This is a genomic window from Amycolatopsis sp. NPDC098790 (assembly GCF_044759945.1).
Classification (GTDB): Bacteria; Actinomycetota; Actinomycetes; order Mycobacteriales; family Pseudonocardiaceae; genus Amycolatopsis.
This window is the reverse complement of record NZ_JBIWAI010000001.1, coordinates 155,908-175,972: the sequence shown is the minus strand read 5'-3', so window position 1 is coordinate 175,972 and position 20,065 is coordinate 155,908. Positions and strand designations below refer to the sequence as shown.

The 20,065-nt window shown below is 71.3% G+C and carries 25 protein-coding genes; 10 read left to right on the top strand and 15 right to left on the bottom strand.

Annotated elements, in window-relative coordinates; genetic code table 11:
• The first annotated feature begins 22 nt into the window (after positions 1-22).
• Together ACIQWX_RS00925 and ACIQWX_RS00920 are read left to right on the top strand one after the other, a co-directional pair.
• Complete coding sequence (locus ACIQWX_RS00925) at positions 23-916, top strand: LLM class flavin-dependent oxidoreductase (protein ID WP_400863830.1); 894 nt, start codon at positions 23-25, stop codon at positions 914-916.
• Between the two features lie 9 nt (positions 917-925).
• Positions 926-1,378, top strand: a complete 453-nt coding sequence (locus tag ACIQWX_RS00920) for a MarR family winged helix-turn-helix transcriptional regulator (protein WP_400863827.1) — start codon at positions 926-928, stop codon at positions 1,376-1,378.
• Positions 1,379-1,381: 3 nt separating this feature from the next.
• Here ACIQWX_RS00920 and ACIQWX_RS00915 read toward each other — a convergent pair whose 3' ends face one another.
• From ACIQWX_RS00915 to ACIQWX_RS00885, 7 genes are all read right to left on the bottom strand, one after another.
• Complete coding sequence (locus ACIQWX_RS00915; RefSeq protein ID WP_400863824.1) at positions 1,382-1,600, bottom strand: hypothetical protein; 219 nt, start codon at positions 1,598-1,600, stop codon at positions 1,382-1,384.
• Between the two features lie 600 nt (positions 1,601-2,200).
• A complete protein-coding gene (locus tag ACIQWX_RS00910; protein WP_400863821.1) occupies positions 2,201-2,419 on the bottom strand; it encodes an acyl-CoA carboxylase subunit epsilon in 219 nt (72 codons plus the stop codon).
• Positions 2,416-4,053, bottom strand: a complete 1,638-nt coding sequence (locus ACIQWX_RS00905) for an acyl-CoA carboxylase subunit beta (RefSeq protein ID WP_400863818.1) — start codon at positions 4,051-4,053, stop codon at positions 2,416-2,418. Before ACIQWX_RS00905 ends, ACIQWX_RS00910 begins: the two co-directional genes overlap by 4 nt.
• A 64-nt stretch (positions 4,054-4,117) precedes the next feature.
• On the bottom strand, positions 4,118-4,765 hold the full coding sequence (locus ACIQWX_RS00900; protein ID WP_400863815.1) for a response regulator: 648 nt from the start codon (positions 4,763-4,765) through the stop codon (positions 4,118-4,120).
• Positions 4,765-5,865, bottom strand: a complete 1,101-nt coding sequence (locus tag ACIQWX_RS00895) for a sensor histidine kinase (RefSeq protein WP_400863812.1) — start codon at positions 5,863-5,865, stop codon at positions 4,765-4,767. The genes ACIQWX_RS00900 and ACIQWX_RS00895 overlap by 1 nt, the downstream gene beginning before the upstream one ends.
• 35 nt (positions 5,866-5,900) lie before the next feature.
• A complete protein-coding gene (locus ACIQWX_RS00890) occupies positions 5,901-6,692 on the bottom strand; it encodes an SRPBCC family protein (RefSeq protein ID WP_400863809.1) in 792 nt (263 codons plus the stop codon).
• Positions 6,693-6,723: 31 nt separating this feature from the next.
• Positions 6,724-7,140 (bottom strand): MarR family winged helix-turn-helix transcriptional regulator, encoded by a 417-nt coding sequence (locus ACIQWX_RS00885; RefSeq protein ID WP_400863806.1) that lies wholly within the window; start codon positions 7,138-7,140, stop codon positions 6,724-6,726.
• Between the two features lie 78 nt (positions 7,141-7,218).
• Here ACIQWX_RS00885 and ACIQWX_RS00880 point away from each other — a divergent pair, with 78 nt between their 5' ends.
• Positions 7,219-7,779, top strand: coding sequence for a flavodoxin family protein (locus ACIQWX_RS00880; RefSeq protein ID WP_400863803.1), 561 nt, complete (start codon positions 7,219-7,221; stop codon positions 7,777-7,779).
• A gap of 15 nt (positions 7,780-7,794) precedes the next feature.
• Here ACIQWX_RS00880 and ACIQWX_RS00875 read toward each other — a convergent pair whose 3' ends face one another.
• Positions 7,795-8,160 (bottom strand): winged helix-turn-helix transcriptional regulator, encoded by a 366-nt coding sequence (locus ACIQWX_RS00875; protein ID WP_400863801.1) that lies wholly within the window; start codon positions 8,158-8,160, stop codon positions 7,795-7,797.
• A gap of 82 nt (positions 8,161-8,242) precedes the next feature.
• Between ACIQWX_RS00875 and ACIQWX_RS00870 the strand changes: the two genes are divergently transcribed.
• Both ACIQWX_RS00870 and ACIQWX_RS00865 read left to right on the top strand, forming a co-directional pair.
• Positions 8,243-9,094 (top strand): NAD(P)-dependent oxidoreductase, encoded by an 852-nt coding sequence (locus tag ACIQWX_RS00870; RefSeq protein ID WP_400863798.1) that lies wholly within the window; start codon positions 8,243-8,245, stop codon positions 9,092-9,094.
• Positions 9,091-9,831, top strand: coding sequence for an SDR family oxidoreductase (locus tag ACIQWX_RS00865; protein ID WP_400863795.1), 741 nt, complete (start codon positions 9,091-9,093; stop codon positions 9,829-9,831). The genes ACIQWX_RS00870 and ACIQWX_RS00865 overlap by 4 nt, the downstream gene beginning before the upstream one ends.
• 28 nt (positions 9,832-9,859) lie before the next feature.
• Here the strand turns inward: ACIQWX_RS00865 and ACIQWX_RS00860 are convergent, their stop codons facing one another.
• Entirely contained in the window at positions 9,860-10,636 is a 777-nt protein-coding gene (locus tag ACIQWX_RS00860; protein ID WP_400863792.1) for an NAD(P)H-dependent oxidoreductase, read from the bottom strand.
• A gap of 71 nt (positions 10,637-10,707) precedes the next feature.
• On the opposite strand from ACIQWX_RS00860, the gene ACIQWX_RS00855 reads away from it, so the two are divergent.
• Positions 10,708-11,706, top strand: coding sequence for a GlxA family transcriptional regulator (locus tag ACIQWX_RS00855; protein ID WP_400863789.1), 999 nt, complete (start codon positions 10,708-10,710; stop codon positions 11,704-11,706).
• A 198-nt stretch (positions 11,707-11,904) separates the two neighbouring features.
• Here ACIQWX_RS00855 and ACIQWX_RS00850 read toward each other — a convergent pair whose 3' ends face one another.
• From ACIQWX_RS00850 to ACIQWX_RS00840, 3 genes are all read right to left on the bottom strand, one after another.
• Complete coding sequence (locus ACIQWX_RS00850; RefSeq protein WP_400863786.1) at positions 11,905-12,804, bottom strand: LysR family transcriptional regulator; 900 nt, start codon at positions 12,802-12,804, stop codon at positions 11,905-11,907.
• A 123-nt stretch (positions 12,805-12,927) separates the two neighbouring features.
• A complete protein-coding gene (locus ACIQWX_RS00845) occupies positions 12,928-13,539 on the bottom strand; it encodes a TetR/AcrR family transcriptional regulator (RefSeq protein WP_400863784.1) in 612 nt (203 codons plus the stop codon).
• Positions 13,540-13,549: 10 nt separating this feature from the next.
• Complete coding sequence (locus tag ACIQWX_RS00840) at positions 13,550-14,368, bottom strand: class I SAM-dependent methyltransferase (protein WP_400863781.1); 819 nt, start codon at positions 14,366-14,368, stop codon at positions 13,550-13,552.
• A gap of 190 nt (positions 14,369-14,558) precedes the next feature.
• Here ACIQWX_RS00840 and ACIQWX_RS00835 point away from each other — a divergent pair, with 190 nt between their 5' ends.
• Positions 14,559-15,152, top strand: a complete 594-nt coding sequence (locus ACIQWX_RS00835) for a dihydrofolate reductase family protein (RefSeq protein WP_400863779.1) — start codon at positions 14,559-14,561, stop codon at positions 15,150-15,152.
• Here the strand turns inward: ACIQWX_RS00835 and ACIQWX_RS00830 are convergent.
• Positions 15,136-15,987 carry a sigma-70 family RNA polymerase sigma factor gene (locus tag ACIQWX_RS00830; RefSeq protein ID WP_400863777.1) on the bottom strand — a complete coding sequence of 284 codons (852 nt, stop codon included), beginning with the start codon at positions 15,985-15,987 and terminating at the stop codon, positions 15,136-15,138. The two genes, ACIQWX_RS00835 and ACIQWX_RS00830, sit on opposite strands and share 17 nt — an antisense overlap.
• Positions 15,988-16,051: 64 nt before the next feature.
• Here ACIQWX_RS00830 and ACIQWX_RS00825 point away from each other — a divergent pair, with 64 nt between their 5' ends.
• Positions 16,052-17,077: an alkene reductase gene (locus ACIQWX_RS00825; protein ID WP_400863774.1), complete on the top strand. Its 1,026-nt coding sequence runs from the start codon at positions 16,052-16,054 to the stop codon at positions 17,075-17,077.
• Here the strand turns inward: ACIQWX_RS00825 and ACIQWX_RS00820 are convergent, their stop codons facing one another.
• Positions 17,078-17,413, bottom strand: a complete 336-nt coding sequence (locus ACIQWX_RS00820; protein WP_400863771.1) for a VOC family protein — start codon at positions 17,411-17,413, stop codon at positions 17,078-17,080.
• A gap of 39 nt (positions 17,414-17,452) precedes the next feature.
• Between ACIQWX_RS00820 and ACIQWX_RS00815 the strand changes: the two genes are divergently transcribed.
• Positions 17,453-18,106 (top strand): tetratricopeptide repeat protein, encoded by a 654-nt coding sequence (locus ACIQWX_RS00815; protein WP_400863769.1) that lies wholly within the window; start codon positions 17,453-17,455, stop codon positions 18,104-18,106.
• On the opposite strand, the gene ACIQWX_RS00810 is transcribed toward ACIQWX_RS00815, so the two are convergent.
• Positions 18,079-19,104 (bottom strand): C40 family peptidase, encoded by a 1,026-nt coding sequence (locus ACIQWX_RS00810; RefSeq protein WP_400863766.1) that lies wholly within the window; start codon positions 19,102-19,104, stop codon positions 18,079-18,081. The genes ACIQWX_RS00815 and ACIQWX_RS00810 overlap by 28 nt on opposite strands.
• A gap of 81 nt (positions 19,105-19,185) precedes the next feature.
• On the opposite strand from ACIQWX_RS00810, the gene ACIQWX_RS00805 reads away from it, so the two are divergent.
• Positions 19,186-19,983, top strand: a complete 798-nt coding sequence (locus ACIQWX_RS00805; protein ID WP_400863763.1) for a biotin--[acetyl-CoA-carboxylase] ligase — start codon at positions 19,186-19,188, stop codon at positions 19,981-19,983.
• Positions 19,984-20,065 lie beyond the last annotated feature (82 nt).

Sequence of the window (20,065 nt, the reverse complement as noted above, 5' to 3'; positions counted from 1 at the left end):
CGAACTACCACTGGGAGGAACCATGACGCACTTCGGCATCGGCGTGTCCACTGCGGTCGCCGCCGTCCCGAGCACCCTGGAACTCGCCGTCCAGATCGATCGCGCCGGCTTGGACCTGCTCACCGTCTCCGATCACCCCTACCACGCGGACCGGCTCGACGCGTACGCCGAAATCGGGGTCCTGCTCGGCCGCACCGAACGGATCTCCGGCCTGGTCAGCGTCACCAACCTGCCGACGCGCCCGGCGCCGATGCTCGCGCGCACCATCACGAGCCTGTCCGCGCTCACCGGCGGCCGGATCGTGCTCGGCATGGGGGTCGGCGGGCTCTGGGACGACATCGCGCGGCTCGGGTTCACCAAGCTGACCCCCGGCCAGGCCGTCCGTGCTTTCGAAGAGGGCATCCGGCTGGTGAAGATGCTCGGCGGAGGCGGCGACCCCGTCACCTTCGACGGCGAGTTCTACCAGGTCACCGACCTGGCACCGGCGAAAGAAGCCATGCCGCCGGTGTGGACCGGGTCTGTCGGGCCGAAGTCCCTCGCCGTCACCGGGCGGGTCGCCGACGGGTGGATGCCCGGCCACGCCGCCGACTGGCTCAGCGAGCGCTTTCGCACGTCACGTCCGCTGATCGACAAGGCCGCCGTCGACGCCGGGCGCGATCCCGCCGATATCGCCACCGTCTACAACTTTCCCGGCCGCATCACCGAGGCGCCGCTGGCGAAGACCCGCACCGAAGACGGCCGCTGGATCGGTGGCTCGCCGGACCAGTGGATCGAGGAGCTGACCGGCGCGGTGCTGGAGCACGCCGCCGCCGGGTTCGTCCTCTTCGGCCCCGGCGGCAGCACGCCCGACGCGGTGTCGGCCGCGCGCTGGGCCGAGGAGATCGTGCCCGCCGTGCGGGAAGCCGTCGCGAAGTAGGCTGGCGCGATGGGGAAGAACGGGGAGGACCTCGGCGTGGTGGCCGGCCTGGTGCGGGCGTCGTTCCTGGTGAACGCCGTCTACGCCGAGTCGGCCCGCGAGTACGGGCTGACCGTCCAGCAAGGGCAGCTGCTGTGCGTGCTGATGGGCCGGCCGTACGGGATGGGCGATCTCGGTGGGACGCTCGGCCTCGAGAAGTCCAGCTTGACGGGCCTGGTCGACCGCGCGGTCCGGCGCGGGCTCGTCCGCCGCGAGCCCGACCCGGACGACCGCCGCGCGGTGCACGTGGTGTTGACCGACGAAGGCCGCGACCTGGCGGAGGAGTTCTACGCGGCAACGTGCCGGCGCGTGGACGAGCTGGCGTCGGGCCTGCCCACGTCCGACCGCGACCGGCTCGCGGCGCTGCTGGGCCGGGTGGTGCGGGACAACGAGGTGCCGACGGTGTTCCTGGACGTCGTCTAAGAGTCAGCGGCGGCGGCGGAAGTGGGTCCACAGCCTGGAGGCGCCGGAGTCAGGCAGTCGAGTGCCAAGTCGCGCGCTGGCTTCAATGAGTTTGACCTGGCTTTCCGGCGGCGCTTTGCGTTGCCCTTGCCGGACGATGTAGCCGAAAACCGCAAGTCGAAGAGCGGAGTACGAGACGCTTGCGATCGTTATCGTGACTGCTGCGTCGGCCAGGTCGTTCATGTCGTTCTCCGTGGCGCTTCCGGTCTCACGGACTGCAGCGGGTAGCCGGTGTTCGTGACTGTCCAAAAGGTCCAGCCGTTGCGATTGCTGTGCACATCGGGGTTCAGGTGGCGCACGATGGCCATGGCTGCCCCGCTTGGGGACTTGAACGATTGGCCCGCGAGTGGTCCGTCTTCGACTCGCAGGCTGCTTGTCCGCCTGTCGAAAGTGCCTTTGATGAGTTGGCCTTCGTAGCTCGAGTGGACCTCGAGTTCATTTTGGTCGCGTTCGTTGTGGGCTAAGACCGGCCGAGGCTGGGCGAAGGCGTCTAGCAGCCGGTCGATGACCTCACGTTCGGTCGCTCGCCAGGCCGCCTGAAGCAGTCGGATGCGTGCAAGTGCTTCTTCTGAAACCTCTATGTTGCTAATCTGGTTCAAACTGTCTCACATCGATCCATCTGGGCTTGTCAGTCGGGAGAGTACATCTTCAGGGCTAGGCTACGCCGCCCTCGTGAGATTTAATAATCCTCAAACGAGTGTACAACAAGGCCCGCTTGGCAGGAGTTGATGCACTCCTGTCAAGCGGGCCGTGAGTCTGTACGGAGGGGCCGTCCTGCCCGTGTTAGATGCCGGGAAGCCCCGAAGCGCGCCAAGCGCCTTCGCCGGGGTGGAGCGGTCGACGCAGCGAAGCAGCGTGATCGCCCCACCACGACGTACGCGGCTTCGGCTTCTCCGGCGCCTTCGCGGCCGAAGCCGCGGCGACGACCGCCGTCAGCGCCGCCAGTTCGGCGTCGCTCGGGTTTCCTCGCACCACCCTCAGCAAGGGCTTTTCGTCGCTCACAGCGGGATGTTCCCGTGCTTCTTGGGCGGCAGCGACTCGCGCTTGTTGCGCAGCAGCGACAGCGCCCGGGCGACGTGGCCGCGGGTGTGCGCCGGCACGATCACCGAGTCGACGTACCCGCGCTCGGCCGCCGCGTACGGGTTGAGCAGCGTGTCCTCGTACTCCTGGATCAGCTCGGCGCGCAGGGCGTCGACGTCCTTGCCCTCGTTCGCCGCGTTGGCCAGCGTCTTGCGGTGGACGATGTTCGCCGCGCCCTGGGCGCCCATCACCGCGACCTGCGCGGTCGGCCAGGCGAGGTTGATGTCGGCGCCGAGGTGCTTCGACCCCATGACGTCGTACGCGCCGCCGTACGCCTTGCGCGTGATGATCGTGACCAGCGGGACCGTGGCCTCGGCGTAGGCGTAGATCAGCTTCGCGCCGCGGCGGATGATGCCGTTCCACTCCTGGTCGGTGCCGGGGAGGAAGCCCGGAACGTCGACGAAGGTGAGCACCGGGATGTTGAACGCGTCGCACGTGCGGACGAACCGCGCGGCCTTCTCGGAGGCGTCGATGTCGAGGCAGCCGGCGAACTGCGTCGGCTGGTTGGCGACGACGCCGACCGACTGGCCGTCGACGCGGCCGAAGCCGACCAGGATGTTCGGCGCGAACAGCTCGTGGACCTCGAGGAACTCGCCGTCGTCGACCACGCGGGTGATCACCTCGTGCATGTCGTACGGGGTGTTCGGCGAGTCCGGGATGATCGTGTCGAGTTCGCGGTCGGAGTCCGTCACGTCGTCGAAGAAGCCGGGCCGTTCGGCCGGTGGATCGAACACCGGCGCGTCGGAGAGGTTGTTCTGCGGCAGGTAGGAGAGCAGTTCCTTGACGTAGGCGATGGCGTCTTCGTCGTCGTTGCCGAGGTAGTGCGCGACGCCGGACTTCGTGTTGTGGGTCCGGCCGCCGCCGAGCTCCTCGAAGGTGACGTCCTCGCCGGTGACCGTCTTGACGACGTCCGGGCCGGTGATGAACATCTGCGAGGTCTCGTCGACCATCACGACGAAGTCGGTCAGCGCGGGGGAGTAGACGTGCCCGCCGGCGTTGGCGCCCATGATCAGCGAGATCTGCGGGATGACGCCGGACGCCTTGACGTTCCGGTTGAAGATCTCGCCGTAGAGGCCGAGCGAGACGACGCCCTCCTGGATGCGCGCGCCGCCGCCCTCGTTGATGCCGATGATCGGGCGGCCGGTCTTGATCGCCAGGTCCATGACCTTGACGATCTTCTCGCCGTAGACCTCGCCGAGGCTGCCGCCGAAGACGGTGACGTCCTGGCTGAAGACGCAGACGGGCCGGCCGTCGACGGTGCCGTAACCGGTGACGACGCCGTCGCCGTAGGGCCGGTTTTTCTCCTGGCCGAAGTTGGTCGAGCGGTGCCGGGCCAGCTCGTCGAGCTCGACGAAGGAGTTCTCGTCGAGGAGCAGCTCGATGCGTTCGCGGGCGGTTTTCTTGCCCTTGGCGTGCTGTTTCTCCACGGCGCGGGCCGAGCCCGCGTGCACCGCCTCGTCGTACCGGCGGTAGAGGTCGGCCAGCTTGCCGGCCGTGGTGTGGATGTCCGGTTCATCCTCGGGCGGCGTCCCGAGCGGCTCCGTCGCACTGCTCATGGCACCGGAGCTTAGCTACTTGCTAGTCACTTCGCGTGTGGCGTAGGCAACGTCCCCGGCCGGTTCACGACGTCGTGGGCCTCACCAGGCCGGACTCGTAGGCCGCGATCACCAGTTGTGCCCGATCCCGCGCCGCCAGCTTGTGCAGCAACCGGCCGATGTGGGTCTTCACCGTCGCGATCCCCAGGTGCAGGCGGGCCGCGATCTCGTCGTTCGACAACCCGCGCGCGATCAACGCCAGCACCTCCTGCTCCCGCGCCGTCACCCCCTCAAGACGCTTCACCGGCCCCGTCGGCAGCCGGGCGAACTCCGCCACCAGTCGCCGCGTCACCGATGGTGCCAACAGCGCCTCGCCGGACGCCACGATCGAGATCGCCGACAGCAGGTCCGCCGGCCGCGTGTCCTTCAGCAAGAATCCGCTCGCGCCCGCGCGCAACGCCGCGTACACGTACTCGTCCAGGTCGAACGTCGTCAGCATCAGCACCCGGACCTCCGACGCGGCGCAGATCCGGCGCGTCGCCTCGATGCCGTCCATCGACGGCATCCGCACGTCCATCAGCACGACGTCCGGCGCGAACCGCCGGGCCAGCGCCACCGCCTCGACGCCGTCCGATGCCTCGCCGACCACCTCCAGGCCCGGTGCGCTGTCGACCAGCACCCGGAAACTCCCGCGCAGCAACGCCTGGTCGTCGGCGATCAGGACGCGGGTCATCACGCCACCGCCGTCTCGTAGGGCAGCCGGGCGAACACGCGGAAACCCGGGTCGCACGGGCCGGCCGAGAACTCGCCGCCGTAGACCGCGACGCGCTCGCGCATGCCGATCAGTCCGTGGCCCGGTGTCGCGGACCCGCCGCGGCCGTCGTCGCGGACCTCGATCGTCACCTCGCCGTCGGCCCCCGCCACCCGGACGCGGCACGTCGCCGCGCTCGCGTGCTTGACCACGTTGGTCAGCGCCTCCTGCACGATCCGGTACACCGACTGGCCGACGCCGCCCGGCAGCTCCTCGAGCCCGTCGACGGCGAGGTCGACCGCGGGCCCCGCCTGCTCCGCGCGTTCGGCCAGCGCGCGCAGGTCGTCGAGCGTCGGGGCGGGGGCCAGGGCCGGGACGCCGGTGCCGTCGCGCAGCACGCCGAGCATCCGCCGCAGCTCGGCCAGCGTCTCGCGGCTCGTGTCTTCGATGACGCGCAACGCTTCGCGCGCTTCGGCGGGCTGCTCCAGCGCGACGTGGTTGCCGACCGCCGCCTTCACCGCGATCAGGCTCATGCTGTGCGCGACGACGTCGTGCATCTCGCGCGCGATCCGCAGCCGTTCCGCGGAAACCGCTTCCCGCGCGTGGTTTTCCCGCTCGGCCGCGGCGTATTCGCGGCGGCCGTGGACGGCGATGCCGAGCGCGAACCCGACGATCAGCGCCGACACCCCGAAGTTCACGGTGGTGGCGACGCTCGGGTTCGGCACCGCGACGCCGAGCAGGCCGACCGCGAGCAGCCCGGCCACGAACCCGACCCGCGACGCCCGGCTGCCCCGCGCCACGACGAACGTGTAGAGCGCGCACCCGGCCCCCACGACGGCGACCGCGAGCACCGGCCCGCCGATCGGGATGGCCGCCGCGGTCAGCATGAGGGAGAGGACGTACGCGGGCCGCGGCCACCAGCGCCGCAGCAGGATCGGGCTGACGCTCGTCAGCATGATCGTCCAGCCCAGCCACCCGGGCAGCCACGGCGGGAGCGCCCACGCCCCCGCAGCGAGGTTCCCGCCGGCCCCGAACGCCAGCACCACGACCGCGAGCGCGTCCAGAACCACGCGAATTCGCATGAACCGAACGTAATGCGGGACCCGCGCGCCGCGCGTCAACCCTGGGTCGGACGCTCCGCGTAATGCTTCTTCACGGCCTCGACGCGGTCGGCGGGCCAGTCCGGCAGCTCGACACCGTGCGTCGCGGCGAAGAGCTTGTCGAGCTGCTCGTGCCGCCGAGCCAGTTGAGCGGGGACGTCCGCTTCCGGCGCCTCGGTGAACTCGACGCGCGTGCCATCGAGGGGGTCCTGGGTGACGTGCCAGCCGGGTTCGTCCGGGAGCAGCGCGCGGACCTCGTCGACCGGCTTCCAGACGAGGTCGCGGCGGAACCGGATCGTGCCGTCTTCGAGCACTTCGCCGTAGCCGAGGCCGAATTCGTCCACATAGGACGCCATCGGGCCGTGCCAGTCCTCCGGCTGCTCGAAGTCGCGGCCGGACAGGCGCGCGTCGAGGGCGTCGAGGCAGACGTCCCAGCCGGCGGCGGTGCGGCCCGCGGCCAGCTTCGCGATCGCCGGCTCGCCGCGGCCGAAGGTGTGTGTGAACTCCAGGAGGCTGCCGTCGCCGTCCGGGGTGATGAGCCAGCGCAGGGTGTCGTCGTTCCAGACGAAGGTGAACTCGCGCGGCGGGTCGGCCGTCACGACCCGGCCGGTCGTCGAGGTGTCCTCGCCGGGGAAGGTGAACCGGATGGCGCCGCCGTCACGCAGCTCGACGTCGACCTTCGCCGGGAACCAGTGCTCGAGTTCGGCGGGGTCGGTGATGGCTCGCCAGACGTGCTCGGGCGCGTGCTTCAGCCGGCGTTCCAGCCGGAGGGCGGGGCGGTCCTCGTCGGTCAGCAGTTTCGCGGGCATGCCTGTATATAACCATCGAGGCATATACGGGTCAAGCGCCGCGGACGGCGGCGACCGCGCCGGCCAGCTCCGGGTCGCCCGCGGCCTTGTCGAGCGCCGTCCGCAGCACCGCGCAATACGTCGGCTCGGTCTCGGCGTAGCGCTTGCGCCCGGCGTCGGTGATCACCGAGTAGACGCCGCGGCGGTCGTCTTCGCACAGGTCGCGGATGGTCAGGCCGGCGTCTTCGAGGCGCGCGCACATCCGGCTGACCGAACTCTGGTTGAGCCCGATCGCCTCGGCGAGCTCCTGCATCCGCAGGCCGCCGCGCGGGCCCGCGACCAGCTTGCCGAGCGCGCGGTACTCGGACAGGCCGAGCCCGTGGCGCCGTTGCAGTGCCTTGCTCAGCTCCTGCTCGATGCGGGCGTGCAGCACGAGCATGCGTCCCCAGGACTGTTCGTCGACGGTCATTTCCCGCCCTCCTCTTGACGCCAGGATAGTCCATGGGCAGTCTTTATATGTACATGCAACTAACTGAGGGGATCGACGATGACGCGGAACTTCCTCTTCCTGGTCGGCGCGGCGCGGGCCGGCGGGAACACCGAGATGCTGGCCCGGCGCGCGGCGAAGGAGCTGCCTTCGGACGTCGAGCAGCGGTGGCTCCGGCTGCCCGAGCTGCCGCTGCCGCCGTTCGAGGACCGCCGCCACGGCGCCGGTTCGCACCCGGCGCCCGGCGAGAACGAGCAGGTGCTGATGGACGCGACCTTCGCGGCGACCGACATCGTGATCGTGTCGCCGGTGTACTGGTACTCGGTCGCGGCGAGCGTGAAGCTCTACCTGGACTACTGGTCCGGCTGGATGCGGCTGCCGGTCGAGTTCAAGCCGAAGATGCGCGGCAAGACGCTGTGGGGCGTGAGCGTCCTGAGCGAAACGGCGCGTGAGGCCCAGCCGCTGATCGGCACGCTGGAGCTGTGCGCGGAGTACCTGGCGATGGGCTGGGGCGGGGTGCTGCTGGGCAACGGCAGCCGCCCGGGCGACGTGCTCCTCGACGCCGACGCGATGTCGGCGGCCACGACGTTCTTCACCGGCGCGGATCTGGTTACGGCGTAGGGACTTCCGTCGCGATCACGCCGAAGGGGTGTGCGGGGGCGCCGGGGTGACGCCGCGGCGCTTCGCGATGCCGGTCATGTTCTCCTCGCCCCAGTCGCCCAGCGGCAGCAGCGCGGTGTTCAGCCGCTGACCCAGGTCGGTCAGCGAGTACTCGACCTTCGGCGGGATCTCGTGGAACACCTCGCGGTGCACGACTTCGTCCGCCTCCAGCTCCCGCAGCGCCTGGATGAGCATCTTCTCGCTGATCCCGGCCACCTTCCGCTTCAGCTGGCCGAACCGCAGCGGCTCGGCGTGCAGCGCCCAGAGGATCAGGGCCTTCCAGCGGCCGCCGACCACGTCGATCGCCGCGTCCAGGCCGCAGCGGTAGGTTCTCGCCAGCATGCAGGATCCTTACGTTTTGGTGGGTACCCGACTTATTAGTCGGTACTTGTCCATCGTAAAGCGCGTCAGCAGCATGATCGCCATGGGAGAAAGCAAGGAACAGGTGGGCGTGCTCGGCCTGGGGCGGATGGGCGCCGCCCTCGCCGGGGCACTGCTGGGGGCGGGCCACGACGTCGTGGTGTGGAACCGGTCGCCGCTCAAGGCCGGGCCGCTGGTGGATCGGGGCGCGCGTCTCGCGGCGACGCCTGCGGAGGCGGCCTCGGCGGACGTCGTCCTCAGCTGTCTGTCCACATACGACAGTCAGCGGCCGGTGCTGGAAGCCGCGTCGCCGAAGGTGCTGGTCAACCTCACTTCGGGGACGCCCGCGGAGGCTCGCGCGACCGCGTCGTGGGCGTCGTCGGCGGGGATCGAGTACGTGGACGGCGTGATCATGGCCGTGCCGCAGGGCATCGGGACGCCCGCCGCGCGAATCCTCTACGGCGGTTCGCCGACGACGTTCGACGCGCACCGCGACGTGCTGTCGGTGCTGGGGGAGCCGGTGTTCCTCGGCGAGGACGCCGGGCTGGCGGCGCTGTACGACCTGGCGCTGCTGGGCATCATGTGGTCGACGATGGCCGGGTACCTGCACGCGCTGGCGCTGGTCGGCACGGAGGGCGTGGCGCCTTCGACGTTCACGCCGATGGCGCTGTCGTGGCTCTCGGCGGTCGGCGGGTTTCTGCCGGGCATCGGTGCGCAGGTGGCGAGCGGCGACTACGAAACGGATGTGTCCGCTTTGGACATCAACGCGGCCGGGCTGGGGCTGCTGGTGGAGACGAGCCGCGCCCAGGGCATCGATGCGTCAGTTCCTTTGGCTGTACAGGAGTTGTTCGATCGCGCGGTGGCTTCGGGTCACGGTTCGCACGCGATCGCGAGTGTCATCGAGGAGATCCGGTGAAGTTTTCGGGGAAGAAGGCGGTCGTCACGGGCGGCACGCACGGAATGGGTCTGGCGGTGGTGCGCGCGCTGCTGGACGGCGGCGCGGAGGTCGTGGCGACCGGCCGTGACGTCTCGGGACTGGACGTCCCGGGGGCGCACTTGCTGTCGTCGGACGCTTCCTCGCTGACGGACATCGACGCGCTGGCCGCGGTCGTTCGCGACCGGCTCGGGGCGGTGGACCTGGTGTTCATCAACGTAGGGTTCGCCACGTTGACGCCGTACGAGGAGGCGACGCCGGAGATCTACGACCGGACGTTCGACGTGAACGCGAAGGGCGCGTACTTCACGGCCCAGCGGCTGGCGGGCTTGGTCCGGCCGGGCGGATCGTTCGTGTTCACGACATCGGTGGCGGCCGGCGCGGGAATCGCCGGAATGGGCCCGTATTCGGCGGCGAAGGCGGCGGTCCGGTCGTTCGCGCTGACGTACGCGGCCGAGCTGGCGCCGCGCGGGATCCGGGTGAACGTGGTCAGCCCGGGCTACACGGACACCCCGACGATGGGAGTGACAGGCGTGCCGGATTCGGTGCTGGCGGCGTTCAAGGAGACGGGCGACGAGGTGACGCCGTTGAAGAGGCACGCGACGGTGGAAGAGGTGGCGGCGGCGGTGCTGTTCTTGGCGTTCGAGGCGACGTTCACGACGGGAGCGGATTTGCCGGTGGACGGTGGGCTGGGCCAGCGGCTCACGTTGCCGGCGTGAGTCCGGCGGGGCGGTTCTGCGGCCCACCTCACCCTGCCTGCGTGAGGTGGATGGCCAGGCCCGTCGCGCCTTGGGCGTGCTCGGGGCGCAGGACCAGGTCGTCGTCGTAGTCGCCGCCGTTCTGCGTGCGGAACGGGATCGGGTCCGTCGTCTCCAGCGTTCGCAGGCGCGTGCGCAGTAGCTGCCGGGCCTCGGCGAACTGCTCGGCCGGCATCCGGTCGGCGCCGTACACCGGTACCGGCGGCAGGACCGACATCCCCGCGTAGAACAGCGTTCCGTGCTGCAGCGGCCACAAGGTGTCGTTCAGTGCGCCGTTCACCCCGCGCGGCCCCATGGCCGGCTCGCGGGCTCCCGCGGTGAGCACCACCATCGCGCGCTTGCCCGCGAGCCGGCCTTCGCCGTAACGCAACGTGCGGCCGTCCTCCGCGCGGACGCCGTAACCGAAACCCTTCACGAACACCCGGTCGAACCAGCCCTTCAGGATCGCCGGCAGGCCGTACCACCACAGCGGGAACTGCACGACGAGCGCGTCCGCCCAGTCGAGTTTCTCCTGCTCCGCCACGATGTCCGGGCACAGTTCGCCGTTCGCGTGCGCGCGGGCCGACGTCGCTCCGACGATCAGCCGCTCGTCCCCGGCCTCGGCGCCGAAGTCGGCCGCGTCGACCACCGGGTTCCACTTCATCGCGTACAGATCCGACTCGCGGACGTCGTGACCGAACTCGCGAAGCGTCCGGACGCCGTCGTCGCGGAGGGCGCCGCTCAGCGAGCGCGGTTCGGGATGCGCGAATACCCACAACACGTTCATGACCTCGATGGTCACGCGGGCCGTCCGCTCGATCGAGTGGCCTGATAGCCAACATGTGGAAGAATCGAGCCATGGCCGAATTCGAGCACCCGGACCGCCACCACGTCGCCGTGCTGGTGCGGCACGGCATGCTCGTGATGGAGCTGGGCATCGTCCACCGGCTGTTCGGGCAGGCGCGCTCGGCGTCGGGCGAGCCGTTGTACGAGGTCGTGACCTGCGCTCTCGAACCCGGGCCGGTCCGCACCGACTCGGACTTCGCCATCCCGATCGACCGCGGGCCGGAGGTGCTGGCCGAGGCCGACACCGTCATCATCCCCGCGTCGCGCGCCGAGTACGAACCACTCGCGCACGTGCTGACCCCGCCGCTGGCCGCCGCGCTGGAACGGATCCGGGCGGACGCGCGCATCGCGTCGATCTGCACCGGCGCGTTCGTGCTCGCCGCGGCCGGCCTCCTCGACGGCCGCCGCGCGACCACCCACTGGCGCTCCGCCGACGAGCTCCAGTGCCGGTTCCCGGAGGTCGACGTCGACCCGCACGTGCTCTACACCGACGACGGCAACGTCCTGACCTCGGCGGGTGTCGCGTCGGGCATCGACCTGGTGCTGCACATGATCCGCCACGACCACGGCGCGGCCGTCGCCAACGACGTCGCCCGCGGCACGGTCGTCTCCCCGCACCGCGAAGGCGGTCAAGCCCAGTTCGTCCGGCGGCCGGTGCCGGAGCCGCGCACGTCGTCGACGAAGGCGGCGCGCGCGTGGGCGCTGGAGAACCTGCACCGGCCGCTGACGTTGCGCGAGCTGGCCGCCCGCGAGGCGATGAGCACCCGGACGTTCACCCGCCGCTTCCGCGAGGAGGTCGGCATCTCGGCGTTGCAATGGCTGACGCAGCAACGGATCGAGCGCGCCCGCCAGCTGCTGGAGGAGTCGGACCTGCCGGTCGACCGCGTGGCGGCGGAGGCCGGGTTCGGCACGGCGGCGTCGCTGCGCCAGCACTTCCAGGCCGCACTCGGGGTGTCGCCGAGCGCGTACCGGTCGACGTTCCGCGGCGAACTGGCGGCCCAGGCAGGCTGAATTCTCGTAGCCTGGGCGCTGTTCCACGCCGGTCCGTGATCCGGGACAGGTCGACGCCGAGCAGCTCTCGATCTTCGCGACCCGGGCCGCCACGGTGTGGCGGTGCACGCCGAGCGCCGTAGCGGTCTCGGCGATCGACGACGCCGCGTCCAGGTAGGCGGCGAGGGGCCGGACCAGGTCGCCCGGTGGGCCGCTCGGTCACCCCGTCGGGACGGCTCCCGGTCGAGGTTGTGCTTCGCTGACCTCGACGGCGGTGCGCACGAACCGCGCGATCCGCACGTCCCGCGCGCCCGCTGGCCAGGCGAGGGCGAGCGAGTACGGCGTCGCGTCGCCGACCGGGCGGTAGACGACGTCGGCCCGCTGGTGTTCCTCCGCGAACGAGACCGGCAGCAGCGCGATCGCCTGCCCGAGCGCGACCGTCTCCAGCAGCTGGGAGCTGTCGCGCACCACCGGCCCCGGGGTGACCGGGCGGCCGGTCACGTCCTGGCCCGACCAGTAAGCCCGGTCCGCGGCCGACGCCTCCGGCCAGCACGGTGTCGGCCGCCCGGCGAAGTCCGCACAGGTGAGCGCGGACCGGCCGGCCAGCTCGTGCCGGAAGGACAACGCGGCCACGCGCGGCTCGGTGAACAGCACCTCGACGTCCAGGGCGCCGTGGTCGCCCGGGCAGCCGACGACAGCCACGTCGGCCCGGCCGTCGCGCAGCATGTGCACCTGCTCGCCGAACCCGCTGGCCCGGATCTCGACCGGGCCCGGGAACGCGTCGGCGATCCGGCGCAGCAGTTCGGTGGCCACCCCGGGTTTCGCGGCGACGACGAGCGCCGGCGGTTGCTGACCCACCCGCCGGGTCCGCCGGACGGCGTTCGTGACCGCGTCCAGCGCCTTCGCCGACTCCGTGAACAGGACGTTCCCCGCCGGCGTCAGCTCGACGTGCCGGCTGGTCCGCTCGAAGAGCTGGACGCCCAGCCGCCGCTCCAGCAACCGGATCGCGCGCGACAGCGGTGGCTGCGCCATCCCGAGCCGCTCGGCGGCGCGGGAGAAGTTCAGCTCTTCGGCGACCGCGCGGAAGTACCGCAGCTCACGGACCTCGACGTCGTCCATACCGCGAGGGTATCGCGGCAGAGTCCATCGGTCTTTCCCTTCTTTTTCGGCGAATGGTGGTGTTGGTGTCGAGTACTCCACAAAGGACGGACATTGATGCGAGGCCGGCTGGTCGGGTGCCCGCTACGGCGCGATGCCCTCGAGCATCGCCCGCACCACCGAGTCCGCCGTCGGCGGGTCGACGGGGCCCGTGTGCGGGAAGACCGCCGCCAGTACCGCGGCGTGGCAGTAGCCGACCAGCATCGCCGCTGCCGCGTCCACTTCGGACTCCGGTCGGAGCCTGCCGAGGGCTCGCTCCTCCTTCAGGTACGTCAGCAGGCGGTCGCGCCAGTAGCCCGATCGCTCGCTGATCTCCGCGAAGCGCTCCAGCACCCTCGGCTGGCCGAGCAGGCCGCTGAACGCCGGCACGATCACCTTGTGCAGCGCCAGCCCGAACTCCAGGTGGCGGCGGAGGTTCCCCGCCACCGTGCCTTCGCCCGCCACCGGCAGGTCGCCCAGTTCCGCTTCCGTCGTGCGCACGTGCTCCAGCAAGGCCCGGGCCACCAGCTCCTCCTTGTCGGAGAAGTGGTTGTAGAGCACGCCGTCGGCGACGCCCGCCATGCGCGCGATCTCGCGCACGGTCATCCCGGTCGTCCCGTGCGTGGCGATCATCTTCTGGGCGGTCTCGACCAGCAGGTCGTGCAGCGACTGGCCGTCCCGCTGCGCCGCGGCTTTCCTCGGTGACATCACCGCCATCGTAAGGGCCTCACGACCTCCTTCCCGTGACCAGCCACGCCGTTCCGCGCAGGCGGACCGCCTCCGGGCCCGCGTACGGCGCCAGCGCCGCCGTCAGGGCTTCGGTAGCTTTGGCCGCCGTCTCGCCGTCGACCATGGCGAGGTGGTGGCGGACCGGACCCCAGTCGCCGATGAACCGGGCCGCGTCCGGGATGTCGTGCCCCCAGACCTGGTCGGCCTCGACGCGGGTGCACACCACGTCCGAGAAGCCGGCTTCGGTCAGGACCGCCTTCGTGCGGTCCGGGTCCGCGAACGACGTCGGCCCGCTGCCGTCCGGTCCCGTCGGCTGGGGCAGGTACTCGGCCAGCGCACCGAACACCCGGCCGAGGTCGGTGCCCGCCAGTGCCGTCATGCACAGGAACGCCAGCCGCCCGCCGGGGCTCAGTGCCCGCCGGACGTTGGCGAACGCCGCCACCGGGTCGGCGAAGAACATCACCCCGAACCGGCTGACCGCCAGGTCGAACCCGCCTTCGGCGAACAGGTGCACCTGGACGTCCCCCTGCTCGAACGTCACATTCGGCACCTCCGCCGCGCGGGCCCGCGCGGTCGCCAGCATCGGCCCGGACAGGTCGACCCCGGTCGCGGACCGGGCCCGGGCCGCCGCCAGCCGCGTCAGCTGGCCGTTGCCGCAGCCGATGTCGAGCACCCGGTCGTCGGCACCGATCCGGTCGACCAGGTAGCCGTTGAACCCGCTGTTCACGGCGTCGTAGCGGTCCGCGTGCGACGCCCAGTGCTCCCCTTCGTACCCGTTCCACGCCTCGGCCTGCGCGGTGTTGACGATCCCGGTCATCCCCATCTCCTCCGTGGTGAACACGCGTTCATGAACACACGTTCATGGTCGCCGGAACCGCGTCGGCTGTCAAGGCATCGGCCACCCGCGGCCGGATGTCGGCCAGGTGGCAGATCTTCCGGCCGGGGCGGCGCGGAAGACTTCTCCCCATCGAGGCAAACCGCCTCTGACCAGCGCAAAGGAGCTAGAAATGGCCGACGTCATCGCCAACATGTCCATGTCCCTCGACGGCTTCGTGGCCGACGCCGAGGACCGCGTCGACCACCTGTTCGGGTGGTTCGGCAACGGCGACGTCGAGGTCCCCACCGCCGTCGAGTGGGCGACCTTCAAGACCTCCGAAGCCAGCGCGAAGATGCTTCGCGATGCCATGGCCAACGTCGGCGCGCTGATCACCGGCCGCCGCCTCTTCACCCTCACCCAGGGCTGGGGCGGCGCGCACCCGATGGGCGTGCCGGTCTTCGTCGTCACCCACGAGGAGCCTGCGGACTGGCCGCACCCCGAAGCGCCGTTCACGTTCGTCACCGACGGCCTCGAAAGCGCCGTCGAGCAGGCCAAGAAGGTGGCCGGCGAGAAGAACGTCGCCGTCGCCAGCACGACGATCGCGCAGCAGTGCCTCAACCTCGGGCTGCTCGACGGCATCCAGGTCGACCTGATCCCGGTGCTCCTCGGCGAAGGCGTCCGCTTCTTCGACAACCTGGACAAGACCATCGCGCTGACCGGCCCCGAGGTCGTCGAGGGCACCGGCGTGACGCACCTGTCCTACCGGGTCACGCGAGGAGCGTGACGTGCAGCGCGGCCAGGCGGGCGGGGTCGGCGACCACTTCGTACGCCGCCACCCGCTCGCCTTCGACCGCCACGGCGAGCGCGAGCAGCAGCCGGCCGCGCGGGGCGACGACGACACCGACCGCGCCGTCCACCAAGGCTGCTTCGGCGAAGTGAGCCCGTTTCCCGAACACCTGCGTCTCCTGCGCCACCGCCCGCGCCCCACGTACTTCGAGGGCCGCGCCGGCCGGCAACGCGGCCGCGTCGGCGCGGCGGACGACGTCGGGCGCCAGCACGTCCAGGAGCTCGTCGAGGTCGCCGCCGCGGGCCGCGGCGAGGAAGGCGTCGACCACCCGGCGGTGCCTGGCCAGGTCGGCCGGGGGCAGCGGGGACGTGCCCCGGACCCGCTGCCGCGCGCGGCTCGCGAGCTTCTTCGCCGCGACCGGCGTGCGGTCCAGCACCGGCGCGATCCGCTCGAACGGCACCGCGAACAGGTCGTGCAGCACGAACGCGATCCGCTCGGCCGGGCCCAGCGCGTCCAGCACGACGAGCAGCGCGCGGCCCACCGAGTCGGCCAGCTCGACCTCGCCCGCGGGATCCGCGTCGGCCGCCGGCTCCGGCACGACCTCGAACGGGTCCTCGCGGCGGGCCTTCCGCGACCGCAGGACGTCGAGGCAGACGCGGGACACGACCGTCGTCAGCCAGGCCGCCAGGTTGTCGACCGCGTCCACGCGGTTCAGGCGCAGCCAGGCTTCCTGGACGGCGTCGTCCGCCTCGGGCAGCGAGCCGAGCATCCGGAACGCCAGCCCGCGCAGCCTGCCGCGTTCGGCCTCGAACTCCCCGGCCAGCTCGTCCATCGGTCACCTTTCGCCCGCACCCACCGTCGCACTCCCGACGAATCCCGGCGACCAGAGGTGACCGATGAGCTTGCTGACCCCTGCCGACCTGGGCGCGTGGCGCCTGCCGAACCGCGTCGTGCTCGCGCCGACGACTCGCGCGCGCGTCCCGGACGGAGTGCCAGGCGAACTGCAGGCCGCGTATTACGCGCAACGTGCGGGCGCCGGGCTGATCGTCACCGAAGGCACCTGGGTGAGCGAAAAGGCCGTCGGCTTCCAAGGCGTTCCCGGGTTGTACACCGACGACCAGGTCGCCGGGTGGCGGCCGGTCACCGACGTCGTGCACGCCCTCGGCGCCCGGATCGTGGCGCAGCTGTGGCACACCGGTGCGGTGTCCCACGCGGACTTCCTCGGCGAACGGCCGGCGGGGCCGTCGGCGGTCGACCCGGAGGAAATCGTGCACACCGCGTCCGGCCGACGGCCGACCGTGACCCCGCGCGAGTTGAGCACGGCCGAAATCCAGGCGGTCGTCGCGGACTACGCCCACGCGGCGGAGAACGCGCGACGCGCCGGCTTCGACGGTGTCGAGCTGGCCGCCAACGGCGTGTACCTGCTCGCGCAGTTCCTGCACCCGCGGCTGAACCGGCGCACCGACGCCTACGGCCGATCCCGGAGCAAGCTGCTGTTGGAGGTCGTCGACGCTGTGCGCGCGGCTGGGATCGCCGTCGGGGTACGGCTTTCGCCGTGGTGGACCGGCGGACTGTTCACTGTGGACGATCCGTTGCGCGCCGAGTACGACGACCTGGTGGCTTCACTCGATATCGCTTACCTCCATCTCCGTGGGCCCGACACCGGACCGGATTTCGCCGGCTTCGCCCGGTATCGGCGGCTGTTCCGCGGCTCGCTGATCGTGAACAACGGTTTCGACCGCGCCTCCGGCGATGCCGTGGTCGAGGCCGGGATCGCGGACGCCGTTTCGTACGCACGGCACTTCGTCGCGAACCCCGATCTGGTGACGCGGTTCGCGCTCGGCCTGCCGCTGGAACCGGGTGATCCCGCGACCTACTACGGCGGTGGGGCCGCCGGTTACGTCGAAGCGCTGGCCAGGTAGCTATTCCGGGCACCACACCGCCAGCTCGCTCCCGCCCGGCTCGCGGAAGTGGAAACGCCGGCCGCCGGGGAAGGCGAACGGTTCCTTCGTCACCTCACCACCGGCCGCCTCGATCGCGGTGCGGGCCGCCGCCAGGTCGTCCGTGCGGATCGTGACCAGCGGTGCGCGGGCTTGCTCCGCCTGGTCCGACTGGAAGCCGAACGTGGGGCCGGCGGCCCGGACGTCCGTGTAGTCCGGGCCGTACGGCGTCACCTCCCAGCCGAAGGCGCGCGCGAAGAACTCGCCGGACGCGGTGGCCGACGTGGACGGGAACTCGACGAAGTCGACTTCGAACATGCCTCGACGCTAGCGGCCACCACCGACAAAATGGGCGCCATGGATCTCGACGACGCGGTCGTGCGCCTGTGCGCGGAGGGCATGCAGGCCGAAGCGGCGGGCCGGAACGACGACGCCCACGCGCTGTTCCGGCAGGCATGGGACGCGGCAACCGACGACTACGGCGCCTGCGTTGCGGCCCACTACCTCGCCCGGCACCAGACGACCCCCGAGGACGTGCTGCGCTGGAACCAGGAGTGCCTGGAACGGGCCGACCGCGTGGGCGACGAGCGGGTCCGCGGGTTCTACCCGTCGCTGCACCTGAACCTGGCCCGTGCACACGAAGAACTCGGGAACCCCGACCGCGCGCGGGAGCACTACCGGCAGGCGGCCGGGCGGCTCGAGGACGCGCCGGCCGGGCCGTACCGCGACGGGATGCGGTTCACGATCGCGGCGGCGCTGCGCCCGGCGCCGAAGGACGACGACGCGCTGACCGAGCTGCTGGGCAAGTTGTGCGAGCGCAAGGACTTCCGGGCGCTCGGGGTGCTGCTGCCGGCGTACCTCGGGGACCTCGGGACGGCGGAGGACCGGACGGCGCTGCTGACCGCGGTGCAGATGGTGCGGCTGGGGCAGTCGCTGCCCGAGGACGAGGCCGCGCTGCTGGCTCAGGCGATGGGTGAGCTGACTCAGGCGGGCCGGCCCGCGCCCGCGTAGTCGTCGCCCTTCGAGTGGTACGTGTGGATCTGGATCGCCTGGCCCTCGGTCGGCGCGTTGATCATCAAGCCGTTGCCCAGGTACAGCCCCACGTGGTGGATGCGGGTCGCCGGGCTGCCGTAGAACACCAGGTCGCCCAGGCGCGGCTCCTGCGAAGCCGGCACCGGCGGCAGCGCGCGGAACTGGCTGTCCGCCGTCCGCGGCAACGACACCCCCGCGCTGTCGTACGACGCCTTCGTCAACCCTGAACAGTCGAAGCCCGCCGCGCCCGCGTCGGGGCCGTTGCCGCCCCACACGTACGGGAGGCCGAGCTGGCCCAAGGCGAACCGCGTCGCCTGGACGCGCGGCGATGAAGCCGACGCCGGGTCCAGGGAAAGCGTCGCGTACAGCTGGGCCATGCCGAGGACGCGCTGGCGGAACAGCTCCGTGTCGCTGCCCGGGTGGTAGGCCGCGATCGCCTTCCACCAGCCCGGGCCCGCGCCGAGGTCCGTGCCGCCCGCGCACAGCGCGCGGCCGGCCGCGATCGGGGCCTCGCCGCCGTACTTCTTGTTCTGTGCCGCCGTCAGACCGAGAACGTTCTCGCCGCCGCGGCCGTGGTTCGACGCCGCCGCGCCGACGCCCGCCAGCGTGACCCACGACAGGTGGCACGACGGGTCTTCGCTCCGCAGCGCCAGTTCGCCGTTCGCGTAGCCGATCAGCGCGTCCGCCGGGATGTCCAACGGCCCGGCCAGCTGGTCGGCCCATTGCTGAAGCGGGCTCTTGCCGCCCTGGCCGGACGCGCCCTGGCCCGGTTCCTGCGCCTTCACCGGTGCGCTGACTTCGAGGACCGACGGGCCCGAAGCCGCGTCGCGCGCCACCGGCAGCGCGGCCGCCGGCGCGGGCTCGGGCGACCGGTCGGCCAGCAGCCAGCCCGCGGTGACCAGACCCGCGACGAGCGGCAGCGCGACGAGGCCGCGCAAGGCCGCGCCACGAGCCCAGGAGGTCGGCTTGGTCGTCACGGGTTCCAACTTAGAAGAGCGCACCTCTTGGTGAACGACTGAGTAGCTTGCACGTTAGGGGGACTCTCATATGGTGGACACATGACTGAGATCGACGCTGCTCGCCTCACCTCGGCCCTGAAGGATCGGTACGCGAAGATCGACGTCGTCGAGCGCACCGGCTCCACCAACGCCGACCTGCGGAAAGCCCTCGAAGACGGCGCCGAGGACCGGACCGTTCTGCTGGCCGAAGAGCAGACCGCGGGGGTGGGCAGGCGGGCGCGTCAGTGGAGCTCCCCGAAGGGCGCCGGGCTGTACCTCAGCGTCGCACTGCGGCCGGAGGTCCCGTTCACGGCGCTGGGTTCACTCTCCGTGGTCGCCGGGCTCGCCGTCCGGGCGGCCGCGGCGTCCGTCGGGGTGGACGCCGCGCTCAAATGGCCCAACGACGTCCTCTCCGGCGGGGCCAAGTGCGCCGGGATCCTCGCCGAGGCCGTCGCCGGGAACCCGCCGTCGATCGTGCTCGGCGTCGGCCTCAACGTCCTGCCGCTCGGCGACGTCCAGCCGGGCGCGGGCGGCCTGCCCGCGACGTCGCTCGCCGAGCTCGGCGCCACCAACACCGACCGCACCGACGTCGCGATCGCGCTGCTCACCGAGTTCGACGACCTCGAGCGGCGCTGGCGCCTGGCGGGCGGCGACCTCACCGAAGCGGGCCTGCTCGGCGACTACCGCGCCCACTGCGCGACCCTCGGCCAGGACGTCGAGGTGCAGCTGCCGGACGGCACGTCGCTCACCGGGCGCGCCGCCGACATCGACGCCGCCGGCCAGCTCCAGGTGGACATGGCGGGCGGCCAGCGGCACACCGTGTTCGCGGGTGACGTGGTGCACGTCCGCCCGGCCTGATTCTTCGGGGCGTTGCACTCACCGGCCGGGCGTCTCGCCGGTACGGTGAGGCGACACCGCCGCACCGACCTTGGGAGCGTCC